11 protein-coding genes and 1 tRNA gene are annotated in these 12,080 nt (G+C 34.9%); 7 read left to right on the top strand and 5 right to left on the bottom strand.

The genetic code is table 11. The features are described from left to right. Positions 1-119: 119 nt before the first annotated feature. The 6 genes from HAV12_RS07205 to HAV12_RS07180 all read left to right on the top strand — a co-directional run bounded on the left by HAV12_RS07205 (position 120) and on the right by HAV12_RS07180 (position 4,749). Positions 120-659, top strand: a complete 540-nt coding sequence (locus HAV12_RS07205; RefSeq protein WP_171569054.1) for a hypothetical protein — start codon at positions 120-122, stop codon at positions 657-659. A gap of 168 nt (positions 660-827) precedes the next feature. Then, the gene (locus HAV12_RS07200; RefSeq protein ID WP_171569053.1) at positions 828-1,238 is read left to right on the top strand and encodes a helix-turn-helix domain-containing protein; all 411 of its coding nucleotides are present in this window, start codon (positions 828-830) and stop codon (positions 1,236-1,238) included. Positions 1,239-1,558: 320 nt separating this feature from the next. Then, positions 1,559-1,741, top strand: a complete 183-nt coding sequence (locus HAV12_RS07195; RefSeq protein WP_171569052.1) for a hypothetical protein — start codon at positions 1,559-1,561, stop codon at positions 1,739-1,741. Beyond that, entirely contained in the window at positions 1,741-2,325 is a 585-nt protein-coding gene (locus tag HAV12_RS07190; RefSeq protein WP_171569051.1) for an ABC-three component system protein, read from the top strand. The genes HAV12_RS07195 and HAV12_RS07190 overlap by 1 nt, the downstream gene beginning before the upstream one ends. Before the next feature lie 47 nt (positions 2,326-2,372). Beyond that, complete coding sequence (locus tag HAV12_RS07185; protein WP_240345242.1) at positions 2,373-2,840, top strand: ABC-three component system middle component 5; 468 nt, start codon at positions 2,373-2,375, stop codon at positions 2,838-2,840. Further along, complete coding sequence (locus HAV12_RS07180) at positions 2,833-4,749, top strand: hypothetical protein (RefSeq protein WP_171569049.1); 1,917 nt, start codon at positions 2,833-2,835, stop codon at positions 4,747-4,749. The genes HAV12_RS07185 and HAV12_RS07180 overlap by 8 nt, the downstream gene beginning before the upstream one ends. A 130-nt stretch (positions 4,750-4,879) precedes the next feature. Here the strand turns inward: HAV12_RS07180 and HAV12_RS07175 are convergent, their stop codons facing one another. The 5 genes from HAV12_RS07175 to HAV12_RS07155 all read right to left on the bottom strand — a co-directional run bounded on the left by HAV12_RS07175 (position 4,880) and on the right by HAV12_RS07155 (position 11,262). After that, the gene (locus HAV12_RS07175) at positions 4,880-5,680 is read right to left on the bottom strand and encodes a TatD family hydrolase (RefSeq protein WP_171569048.1); all 801 of its coding nucleotides are present in this window, start codon (positions 5,678-5,680) and stop codon (positions 4,880-4,882) included. 737 nt (positions 5,681-6,417) lie between these two features. Then, positions 6,418-7,290: an AAA family ATPase gene (locus HAV12_RS07170; RefSeq protein WP_171569047.1), complete on the bottom strand. Its 873-nt coding sequence runs from the start codon at positions 7,288-7,290 to the stop codon at positions 6,418-6,420. A gap of 1 nt (position 7,291) precedes the next feature. Continuing rightward, the gene (locus HAV12_RS07165; protein WP_171569046.1) at positions 7,292-8,308 is read right to left on the bottom strand and encodes an RNA ligase; all 1,017 of its coding nucleotides are present in this window, start codon (positions 8,306-8,308) and stop codon (positions 7,292-7,294) included. Positions 8,309-8,657: 349 nt separating this feature from the next. Beyond that, positions 8,658-10,898 (bottom strand): hypothetical protein, encoded by a 2,241-nt coding sequence (locus tag HAV12_RS07160; RefSeq protein ID WP_171569045.1) that lies wholly within the window; start codon positions 10,896-10,898, stop codon positions 8,658-8,660. Positions 10,899-11,144: 246 nt separating this feature from the next. After that, positions 11,145-11,262: transfer RNA gene (locus HAV12_RS07155), tRNA-OTHER, on the bottom strand. A 194-nt stretch (positions 11,263-11,456) separates the two neighbouring features. Between HAV12_RS07155 and HAV12_RS07150 the strand changes: the two genes are divergently transcribed. After that, positions 11,457-12,071, top strand: coding sequence for a hypothetical protein (locus HAV12_RS07150; protein ID WP_171569044.1), 615 nt, complete (start codon positions 11,457-11,459; stop codon positions 12,069-12,071). The last annotated feature ends 9 nt before the right edge of the window (positions 12,072-12,080 follow it).

Here is a 12,080-nt window from a genome sequence, read left to right as displayed (position 1 = left end):
TGGAGAAACTTATGTTGAAATAATAATTACAACAGAAAATCTACAACAACCGTGTTGTAAAAAGAGAATAGAAATTAAATTGTAAACCATATTAAAATACAATAACCTTAAGCAAAGTGATGAAAGAGGAGAAACAATTTGGAGAACTATTTGGATTCCGGCACAATGAGATAGCCAACATAGTGGGTGTATCGCAAGGGCTCTGGTCGATGTATGCAATAGGAAGACGCAGTCTGCCAACAAGAGCCTACCTAAGACTGGCCAAAATGATCCTTTTTGAAGAACAACAAAAAAATAACCCTCCTGCTATAAGGCAGCTGCAACCAGAAGAAAGGAAGCACTGGGAAGACAAACTGAACCTCAACCAAATCAATCAGCATAACATTATCAAAAAACTCAGAGAGCATCAGGAAAAATACGAGCCTGCACGGAAAGGTTTGGAGCTTCTTGCTTTTATGACAGACGAATTACAGATTCCTGATTTTGTGGCAGACGAAATGGAAAAAAGAAGCAAAGACAAATTTTTTCCGGTCGTAAAAGCACGATTAGAAGGCGTTATTGAAAGAAACAGCCTTCACCTCCAGGAACAGTACGAAGTAAAACTCCAGGTCCTGCAATGCGAGGAAAAGTGCCTGAAAGAGAAACTGTCTGTTCTTTGAAAAAGTTACAGTCGCAGGTTTCAGTCACAGTTCCCAGTCGCAGTTTACATTTTCACATCTAACCCATAACCCATAACCCAAAACTAACAACTAACGACTAACAACTAACAACCCAAAACTCACAATTCACAACTCACAATTTAACATTTTTATTATTATCTTTGAACTATGAGCACAGCAACCAAACCCAGACACATTGGCCGAAATATAAGCCGAATCAGAGAACTTCGTGGTATGAAACAAGAAATACTTGGAGAAGCTATTGGAACAAGCCAGAAAAATATTTCCGTTATTGAATCAAGCGAAACTGTTGATCCCGCAAAACTGAAAGAAATTGCAAAAGCACTTGGTGTTACGGTAGAAGCTATTGAAAACTTTTCGGAAGAATCTGTTTTTACTTTTTTTAATAACTTTTACGATAATAGTGCTAATAATGGTCCTCAAGGAAATGGAGACAGTAACACTAATTTCAGTTGCACCTTCAATCCTCTTGATAAAGTGGTGGAACTTTACGAACGTTTGGTTCAGGCTGAAAAGGATAAGGTGGAGTATTTAGAAAAATTGATGAAAGGGAAGTAATATTCTTTTTCTTTATATAATTGAAAAGCGCAAATTTTTAAGGTTTGCGCTTTTTTCGTTTTTTATTGATATTGATTATTACACGATAATTTTTTTAACTTACTTTTTAATTCAGTTAATAATGGTATAAAATTATTGTTGTTATCTCTTCCTAATATATAAAGAACTTATTGTAATCTTTAATAATTTAAAGCGCATAACATAATAAAAATTTAGAAAGCTATCGAATGTCTGAAAAAGTTTATAATAATATGTAATAAAATGTATATTTACCATTGTAAAATGATTGAGTTCGGGTTACTAATTTAAACAGAAGATAAATGGGAGATAATTATACTCAGATAATTGCAGGAATTATTATTATTCTAACTACGTTAGCGGGAGGTGCTCTTTATTCAAAAAGGAAAAGCAAAACTAAAAAAACTAGCAATACTCAAAACAATATTAGCATTACGGGTAATGAGAATAAAGTTATAGGTGGTGATGATAAATCTACGAACTAATGTTTGGGAGTGATGGACAGAAGGACATCAATGTAAACGGCACCAATAATAAAATTGTTAATGGTGACGATTCCTCTGTTAATAACTATTTTAATGGACAATCCGGTAAATTAGGTTCCCTTTTTTTAAAATTGAAAAGTGCTTTTAATAATGAAAATAGCTCTGAAGATTTATTTATGATATCTGAAAATTTAAAAAAATATACTGATATAAGAGATACATTAGGGCTAGAAGAAAAGTTGCGTTTAGCGAATAAGGAGCATCTTTATGATGATTTCGCCTGGTGTAAACAAGAATTTAATAAAAAACTTATTTATTACCAAAACTATGAGCCTGCCCAGGAAATTTTTGCTTTCATTCTTGCAATTGTACTTGAAAGATATAGAAATTTAATCAAACCAATGATAAGAGAAGGTAGTTCTGAAAGAGAAATTTTAAAAACTATTTCTGATAGTATAGTAAATCCAATTGTTTTTTTAATCCAACAAGAAGGGTGCGATGATATTATGGGATTGACTTCAACAGAAATTGAAGGAATGTTTCATTACTTAACTGGCAATTGCCATATTAATTGGGCTATATGATAGTATATCAACCTTCTTTCGATTTATATCATACTCTTTTTAGAATAATGAAATTATTATCTTATTTCGAAAGAGATGAATATATCGAAATTGAAAGATTACGAATTTGGGACTATTACTTACTTTTCCCTAATAAACTTAAGGACATCTACTTTAAAGCGGACGAAAAGCAAGTAAAAGATTTGATTAATAATTATATAGTAAAACCTAAGAATCCTTACGAGCAAATACTTAATGATAGAAAGATGTTTGAAAAAATTCGCCCTTATCAAATGAGTGCAATAAAATATTTGGCTTCACTAGGAATAATTAACCAAGATTATCTCAAGCACAATAAGATAACAAAAATATCTAAAGAAATCTTCAAAGATTTTAATAATGAATTTATTGATATGACCATTCAAGAAGAAAATACAATAAAGCTATTGACATCACATTTTTACTTAATGCCGTTGAATGGTGAAAATGGCTTAAAAAGCAAAACCAAATTATTAGAAAGCCAGTACGATGCATAATAACTTATTTTTAAACAGATTAGTAGTTTTTACAAAGAATGGTAAGGTAGCTTATGATGAATATTATCATAGAGGTATAAATATTATTAGAGGAGATAACAGTAGCGGTAAATCTACCATAAGCCATTTCATTTTTTATATACTAGGTGGAGCTTTTAATGATTGGGTAAAAGAAGCAAGGGAATGTTCTAAAGTATATGCAGAAGTGGAACTGAACGGTGCAGTAATAACCTTAAAGAGAAATATAACTTTCAATATTGATGGTAAAGGTAATACCAAGCAATCTATAAATTTTTATTGGGGAGAATACAAAGAAGCTTTAGATGATCCTGAAAACTGGAAAAAATTCAACTACGATATGACAGAAGCCAAGAAAAGTTTTTCTAATGTGTTTTTTGAAAGTCTAGATTTACCAATTGTTAAAGGAGAAAATAATATCACATTTCATCAAATACTTAGATTACTTTATGTTGATCAAGATTCTCCAACAAACTCCCTTTATTTATATGAACAGTTTGATACTACACTAACAAGAGAAACAATTTCAAATCTTTTGTTAGGAGTATACAATCAAGACTTATATGATAAGCAACAACGGTTCGAAAATGCAAAAAAGGAAGTTGATGAGGTTAAATCTGAAATAAAAATAATCAAAAGATTTATCTCAAATCCATCTGATTTAGTACCTGTTAATATTAATACACGTATTTCTAATAAGGATATAGAATTGTCAAATATTGATAATTTAATTTTTGAAATAAAAGAAAAGAATAAAAGGGTAAACTACACACAGAAATCAAAACTTGAATTTGAAACATTAAACATCGAATCCCTTGAACAAAGAAAAAGAGTACAGCAAAATGCCGTTACTATTAGAAATTTTGAATTAGAAGTTGAAGATACAAAATATTTTTTGCAGGCATTAGAACATAAGCTGTTAGCAATAAAAAAATCAATTGTTACTCGTGAATTTTTAGGAAATACTTTCACAATCGAAAATTGCCCCGAATGTCTTTCACCTCTTGATGTAGTTGCAAATCCAAGCCAATGTAAACTTTGCAAAAAGGAAATAGATGATAGCATTGGAATTACTCAAGCTCGTAAAATTGAACAAGAAATTTCATTTCAAATCAAAGAATCTCAAAAATTAAATTCCAATAAAGAGAAACAATTAATTGAATTGAAAGCTAAATACGAGGTAGAAAAAGCTAAATTACACCAAATACAAATTAAAGTTAATCAAGCACTAAATGATGTAAAATCATTCAGAGACGAAAAAATTGATACGTTATTTACAGATAGAGGATACATTGAAGGAGAATTAATGCAGTTAAGAACTCTACTTGAAAATGCCGAAATGTTTCAGTCATTAAAGTCTAAACAAGATGGTTTAGAAACAGAAATTGAAACATTAAATTATGACATAGACATATTAAAAAACAATCAAATAAAACTAAAGAAAACAATTAATGATGCAATTGAAAAAGTTGGTGTGTATTTGCTTAATAATGATTTAAGAAGGCAAAATGAATTTTTTCAAGCCAAGGAGTTTCATATTGATTATAGAAATAATATTGCTTTTATTTCCGATAAGGAGGCTAAATATTCTGCAAGTTCAAGTTTTTATTTAAAAATATCCGCAAGATTTGCAATCTTTTTAGCTTCTTTAAAAATACCAATGATGCGCTACCCTCGTTTTATTCTTTGTGATAACATGGAAGATAAAGGAATAGAGATGGGTAGAGCACAAAATTTTCAAAAACTCCTAGTTAAATATCTCGAAGATATTGACAAAAATACTTATCAAATGATCTATACTACATCTTTTATACCTGAAGAATTAAATAACGATAATTATTGCGTTGGAGAATTCTACACAGAAAACAATCCAAGTTTAAAAAATGTTTAAAAAATCAAATTGGCTAATTTAGAAGTCAACTCTAAGAGGGATTTTTAAAGCTACAACGTTGTGCGAAGTTTACATACTTCGCACACATCAAAATATTCTTTTTATCCGCTTTACTCTTCTTCCTCTGCACCTAAATTCCAAAAAACTCCTTAGCATTCCTAGTCGTTTCCACCGCCACTTTACCCAAAGAAATTCCTTTAAACTGCGCCACCGTTCCCGCCACAAAAGGCAGAAAAGCAGGTTCGCAACGGCGTTCGTGGTATTTTTTCAAGAGGCTGTTGGGTACATTTTTCGGCAGCATGAAGGGCGCATCGGTTTCGATCATCATTCGGTCGAGCGGTACGTATTGAATCACTTCTTTTAAATGCTCAAAACGTTTACTGTCAGATATCGCTCCCGTAAAACCCAAATAGAATCCGTTATCGAGATACGTTTTGGCTTCGGGCAGACTTCCGGTAAAACAATGCACGACTGCTTTTGGCAATTGCGGCAAATAGTCTTTGGTAATGTCCATAAACTTTGCAAAAGCGGCTCTTTCGTGCAGGAACAACGGTTTCTGAACTTCAATCGCTAGTTCTAACTGGGCTTTGTAACAGCTTTCCTGTATGTTTCTGGGCGAAAAGTCACGATCAAAATCGAGTCCGCACTCGCCTACTGAAACTACCTGTTTCTGCTTTAATAAATGGCGCAGTTTTGAAATGCTCTGCGCATCGAAACTCTTCGCATCATGCGGGTGAATTCCGGCTGTTGCGTACAATATTCCGGGATATTGTCGGGCGATTTCAGCCGAAGCTTCGCTATTTCGGACGCTGGTGCCGGTGAGTATCATTTTTTCTACATCGGCATCGAGTGCGTCTTGTACGACATCGTCTATGTCGTTTTGGAATTGTTTATTGGTTAAATTAATTCCTATGTCTATGTATGTATTCATTTTTTTTTAAAGTTGCAAAGGTTCAAAGGGGCTAAGGTTCAGAGGTTTTTCCTCTTTGAGTCTTTAATTATTATTTGTTTTTGCCTTGAAGGCGTTAAGAGACAAAGTCTTTTTTCTTTGGTCTGTTTTTGATTACGTAATTCCGATGGCTGTACGGAGCTGAGGCGCAAAGTTTTTTACACACAGTTTGTCATTTCGACGAAGGAGAAATCTTCGCAAGTGGCTCCGCAATTAAAAGCCATCCTTTGTCGATCTTGCAACGAAGATTTCTCCTTCGTCGAAATGACATAAAATGAGGAGAAATCTTCGCAAGTGGCTCCGCAATTAAAAGCCAACCTTTGTCGATCTTGCAACGAAGATTTCTCCTCCGTCGAAATGACATAAAATGAGGAGAAATATTAGCAAGTGGCTCCGCAATTAAAAGCCAAACTTTGTCGATCTTGCAACGAAGATTTCTCCTTCGTCGAAATGACATAAAATGAGGAGAAATATTAGCAAGTGCTCCGCAATCAAAAGCCATCCTTTGTCGATCTTGCAACGAAGATTTCTCCTTCGTCGAAATGACATAAAATGGGGTAAATCTTTGCAAATAATTCCCTAACGAAAGTCCAATCTTTGTAGAGCTTCTCGCGAAGATTTCTCCTCCGTCGAAATGACATAAAATGAGGGTAAATCTTAGCGAACTTGTGGATCAAAACCTTTGAACCTTTGCCACTCTGAACCTTTGAACCTCAAAACTAAAAATCCCCATAATACACCTGGAAACACGGCAATTTCAGGTCATTTCGCCACGTATCTACTACCTGGTTTCGGTCGTCTAAAACGAATTCTACAAAGTACTTGTCTTTTATAAACTCGTGATAGATTTCGGTTTTGATGATCGAATCTTTTCGGTTGTCCTGGGTTTTACGCATGATCAGGTTATCGTATTCGATTTCGTGTTTTTCGAGAAAACGCAAGGTTGGTGCTTTGTATCGGTCTTCTCTTCCGGAAACCAATAGTATCTGATATCCCAACTTTTTGTAATTTCTCAAAACATTCGCCACCGGATTGTTGATTTCGTCTTCGTCGCATTTGCTGGCGTCAAAAGGATTTCGTCCGTTCATTAAGGCTAAAGTTCCGTCAAGGTCACAAATTATGGCTTTTGGCAGGTCGGGGTTTTGCGTGCAGTATTGAGGCGAATCTTTAAAAAATTGTCTGTGCATTTTTCGGATTACTTTTTCTCCCACAGGTTTTTCTCTTAAAGCATCTCTTTCAATACAAACCGAAACAGCTGTATTTACTTCTCTCACTTCAACTTCAACCTTTTGATTGAATTTTGCATTGTATTCCTGCACCAATTGAGAAACGCGTCTTAGGTTGGTTTCCGATAAATTGGTATCATCGATCACGATACTTTTTCCTTCTTCCAAAGATTTTACGATTAATAAATCACGTACTTTCTTAACGAATTTCTCGTTGCTTTGAGTTGTAGTTCCATTATCAAACATCGCACGCAAATCGTCCCTGTTGATTCGTTTGTACGTTTCCGGATTTTCTGCAATTATCTTTTTTGCCAAAGTCGATTTTCCACTTCCCGGCAATCCTTTCATTAAAATTACTTTTCTCATTTTATTCTTCTCCTTTATTAAACGGTTTTTCAAAAGTTGGCCGGATCATTTTCCAGATAACCTCCGAATAGTCCCTGTTGTCCAGCATGGCAAATAGGACTCCTTGATATTGACAAGTTAGAAAATACAAAGCAGTTTCCTTGCGCGATTCCAAAATTTTAAAATCGTTTTTACATTGATTTTCAATTACCGAATACTGATTCTCTAAATCGCCTTTGGTTTGTTTTACCCAGTCGAAAAACTCATCGGGAACACGTTCCAGAATTTCTTCCATGGGTTGATTGGTTTTCAAATATTCCCAGATGTTCACGTTGGAAACCTGAGTGACGATTCGGTGTAAACGAAGGTATTCTTCAAATTTAATTTTTACACGGAAATTGTTCGCGTATTTAATGATGAAACCTTCTTTGTTATTGACATCCAATCCTTTTAAAGTCATAATGTCTTTGATTCCGTCATATTTTTCAACCACAGGGAAACCAATATTTTCTAATGGAAATTCTGCTCCGGTTTTTATATCAACAATCGCCAGTAAAACCAGTTCTTCTGCCACGCCGTAATCTAATACGATTCGATTTTCGGGATAAATAATCTCGAATAAATAGGTTCTGTTTTTATCTAAAAATGACCATGAATTTCTGTATTTTCCGTGCAGCATCTCATTCGCTTTATCCGACTGATCGCTTGCAAAAGAACCTCTGCTCGCCATAAAAGGCACATTGTTGATCCAATACAAAATTCCCAATGAACCATCCATTTTATCATATACTTCAAAAGTTGAATCCGGAAGCACCTGATTTTCCATTTCGCCTAAATTGAAAAACTTAGGAAAAGGTCTTGCAATTACGTTATCATTCTGATCTAAAATCAAGCCTCTGCAGGCTAAGGTTACCTCATTCCAAACACGTTCGAATTGGGCATTTTGTGTATAATTATAAATGTATAAATCATGTTCAGGATGTTTGTTCACCTTTACATAATTTTTTGTAATCATTTCTTTTAAAAGCGTTGTATTCATTGGTTCTTTTCTTTGAACAAAAGATTCAAATTTTGGTACGCAATTATTTTGCGTAGGTATTTTTTTTAAGGGACAAAGTTGCAAAGGTTCATGGGGACAAAGATTTTATTTAGCCACTGATTGTATGGATTAAAATGATTTTTCCTCATTTTATGTCATTTCGAGGCACGAGAAATCTTCGTGAGAAGCTCTACAAAGATTGAGCTTTCGTTACGGAGTTACTTGCGGAGATTTCTCCTTCGTCGAAATGACAAACGGTGTGTTTATACTTTAGTAAAACACTTTGCAAAGACGCACAGCAGTGCGTCTCTACAAAATCTTTGTACCTCTGAACCTTTGTACCTTTCTCCTAATCAATTAATAATTGGGTCACTGCTGCCGGATTCATAGCCCATTGTGCTGTATACATTTCATCAGCAATTTCATTTTCGGTAATTGTTAAGCCTTGTGCTTCCGCTTTAAGCTGTAACAGGCTACCAATATTTAATTTGCTGCTTAGTTTTGCCAGCAACGCCTGAACTCCTTTACAATCTAAACCTTGCACAACCTGACCTCCGAAAGTCATCTCTAACCAAACGATTTCTCTTTTGGCTACATCTAAAATTCCGAAAACCAAACCTTTGGCAACGTTTTGCGTCACACGCACCTGATGATCTACACAAGATGGATCGTATGCCACACCAGTTTTTTCCGAAATTTTCATCGGATGTTTACTGTTCATCCAGCCTACGACAAGATTTGGCGTGATACTTCCGTTACTGTACGCATTGCAGGTAAAAGTTACAAATTTTGCATCGGCTTTGGCCAATTCGTCAATGTTGATGTTGATATATTCGGCGGTTCCGATTTTATTCGGAATGCTTCGGATATCACCACTATGCTGACAACCCGTCGTGGTCAATCGGCTGAAAGAACAAATATCTGTACTGTTTGCATACGCGATATGACAGCTTAAATCCATATCTAAATGCTGTGCCGGTAAATCCTTACCCCATTGCATAAACAATCGCACTTGGTTACCTTCAATCGGAAAACGTGTTCCCATTAAAGCAACCGGTAAATCCTGAACGGTATCGCTTCGATCTCCTATGGAAACCGGAATATTAAACAATTGCGGATCGATATAGATCGTTTTGTTTGTATTCGCAATCGCTGCAAATCGTTTTTTCATGGCCAAAAGACACAATTCTTCGATTTGATTTTTCATTGCTTCCAATTGCAGATCATCGTACAATTTCAATAAACCGTTTGGTTCAATTCGTTTGTTGGTTCCACCCAAAGGTTTCACACTTCTCTGCATGTTTTTATCAAAATAATTCTGAGCATACATATTTAAGGTAAAAACCAATCGCGCCGGAACTTTATCGATGATTTCTTCAAAATGTGCGATGGTCTCGTCTGCACCAAACCATAACATATTGGAGAATAACGAACGGGCAAACAATCCCGGACGCTGTTTCAGCAATGCAAATGTTTTATCGGCATCTAATTTTAATCTTGACGTGTTTACTTTGCTTTGCCAAACGTCATACACCTGGTTGTAAAACACATCCATTAAAAGGGCTAATTTTTCAAAGCCTTTTCTTTTGCTGTATTCTGCCAGACGCAATGCCCGGATAAAACGAACCCACATTCCTCTTTTCGGATGCATGATTTCGCACATGGCTTCTACTTCCATATCCATATTATGCAACCAATTGGCCACCATCAAACATTCCTTACGGGAATATTTAAGTTTTAAATCTTTTTGAGAAGCTATTCTCGCCTGCGCACTTGTATCGAGAACATGGTGGAAATGCTGTGCATTTTTTGACGCACGTTTCACAATTGTTTTCGGCTCGATAATTTGCAGCATTCCTGTATTTTTGAACCATAAATATCTCAGGATATCGGTTGGTGTTTTAAAATACTGAGATACCTCATTTTCTTTTCCTTCTTCGATTAAAACATCGATCACTAACATCAAAGTTTCTTTGATAGCGATCTCGGTTTTTGGCAACGGAAAATATTTCAATGCCGTTTTTAAACTTTCTACCTGCGTAGCGTCTAAAGTTGTTTTGGATTGCAATAACGATTTGTAAAAGTCTTCCAGCTCTTTTTCTGTCCATAAATCCAATACTTTCAATTTACTTCCCTGTCCGAAGTTTTCGATTGTACCGAATTCAAACGGAGTTCCGCAGAACGGACAACCATTGTATCTCTCTAATACAAAAGTATTCTCCGGGATTATATGTCCGCATGGTAAAGTGGTTCCGTTTTTAGTTTTAAAAAAAATCGCTAAAAAGGCCGCAACATGATCTAAAACGGTTTCTCCTGTTGGAATATTCCATTCTTTCACCAAAGGCGTCCAGTTTTTATCGGTTCCTAAAACTTCTTTTAGCACTTCTAAAATTTCTACCTTATAATTCGGGTTTACATTATTTAAAGCGTGTAATAACGATTCGGAAAATGTAAATCCGAGTTTTGAAACATTGGCCATTAAAACCGATGTTGTTCCTGATAAATTTTTGACCTCATTCGCTATCATTTCTGATGGAATGAAAATGGCGTTTTGACGCAAACTGATTTTTAATACTTCTTTTGTTTTCATTTTTTTTTAATTTTTAAAATTTAGATAATGGTGTTTCTGGTTCTACCTAAAAGATTTGAAGTAAGAAACACTTGACCTGAAATTCGAGTGTAATAGATTAACTGATTTCAAAGTGACAGTTTGGTGGGTTCCCCCGGAAGTAAGTTAATCTTGACCCTCATTCTATTACTGATAATTTAAAAACTCGCCGGACTCGAACCAGAATTTACCAATGTTCTGAAGTAAGTTTTAATTGACCCGTAATAGTGAAGCAGATGGGATTCGAACCCACGACCCGGACATTAAAAGTGTACGAAGTAAGTTTTGATTGACCTTTTAAGGATAATTTCAAAACTACCTGCTCTAACCGCTGAGCTACTGCCTCTTTATAAATTGTGTTAACCGGTAATGGGGTAAGTGTGTACGTGGAAAGTTTTTCGAAGTAACCTAAACTTGACCTTGTTAACGCAATTTTTTATTTCAATGAACTTGTTTTATTTCCTGAGCAAAGATTTCAGAAGTAGTGCGCAGTTATTTTGCGCAGTGAGAAAAGAATTCTATATTTGAGTAAAAAAGAACATGAATCTACCCGAAAAATACACCCAATTACTTCTGAATATTGGTTTTAATGAAAAAGAGATTCAGCTACACTGGTCAGATCTGGAAAAGACATACTCCAACAAATCAAGGCATTATCACAATCTGACGCATATAAAAGATATGATTGCCAGTTTTGAAACCTATTCTGCTCAGCTGCAAAATCCGAATGAAATAATATTTGCTGTTTTTTATCACGATTACATTTATAAGAGCAGTAAAAAAGACAATGAACTCAAAAGTGCCGAATTTGCTTTGTCGATTTTACCGAAAAATAGCAATCTCGATACACAATTGATTTTTGATGCTATTTGTGCCACACAGCTTCATCAGCATAATACAATTGAAGATATCAACTGGCTGATTGATTTTGATCTGAAGATTCTTGCCCGCGATTGGGACGACTATCAAATTTATTTTGAGCAAATCAGGAAAGAATACCGCATCTATCCCGATTTTCTATACAAACCCGGAAGGGCGAAGGCTTTAAAACATTTTCTGGAAAATGAATTTATCTATCAGACTGATGAATTCCGGAAACTGTATGAAGAGAAAGCGCGATTTAATATTGAAAAAGAAATTTTGTTATTGACGTAGATCGTATTG

This window comes from Flavobacterium sp. CLA17 (assembly GCF_013112255.2).
GTDB classification, from domain to species: Bacteria; Bacteroidota; Bacteroidia; order Flavobacteriales; family Flavobacteriaceae; genus Flavobacterium; species Flavobacterium circumlabens.
The sequence above is the reverse complement of the archived record's forward strand: the minus strand, read 5'-3'. Positions and strand labels throughout refer to the sequence as shown.

Bases quoted from the DNA above. Each gene is read 5' to 3' on its own strand.
- HAV12_RS07180 (WP_171569049.1), top strand. From the start codon at position 2,833: ATGCATAATAACTTATTTTTAAACAGATTAGTAGTTTTTACAAAGAAT.
- HAV12_RS07150 (WP_171569044.1), top strand. From the start codon at position 11,457: ATGAATCTACCCGAAAAATACACCCAATTACTTCTGAATATTGGTTTT.
- HAV12_RS07160 (WP_171569045.1), bottom strand. From the start codon at position 10,898: ATGAAAACAAAAGAAGTATTAAAAATCAGTTTGCGTCAAAACGCCATT.
- HAV12_RS07175 (WP_171569048.1), bottom strand. From the start codon at position 5,680: ATGAATACATACATAGACATAGGAATTAATTTAACCAATAAACAATTC.
- HAV12_RS07170 (WP_171569047.1), bottom strand. From the start codon at position 7,290: ATGAGAAAAGTAATTTTAATGAAAGGATTGCCGGGAAGTGGAAAATCG.
- HAV12_RS07185 (WP_240345242.1), top strand. From the start codon at position 2,373: ATGAAATTATTATCTTATTTCGAAAGAGATGAATATATCGAAATTGAA.
- HAV12_RS07200 (WP_171569053.1), top strand. From the start codon at position 828: ATGAGCACAGCAACCAAACCCAGACACATTGGCCGAAATATAAGCCGA.
- HAV12_RS07190 (WP_171569051.1), top strand. From the start codon at position 1,741: ATGTTTGGGAGTGATGGACAGAAGGACATCAATGTAAACGGCACCAAT.
- HAV12_RS07195 (WP_171569052.1), top strand. From the start codon at position 1,559: ATGGGAGATAATTATACTCAGATAATTGCAGGAATTATTATTATTCTA.
- HAV12_RS07165 (WP_171569046.1), bottom strand. From the start codon at position 8,308: ATGAATACAACGCTTTTAAAAGAAATGATTACAAAAAATTATGTAAAG.
- HAV12_RS07205 (WP_171569054.1), top strand. From the start codon at position 120: ATGAAAGAGGAGAAACAATTTGGAGAACTATTTGGATTCCGGCACAAT.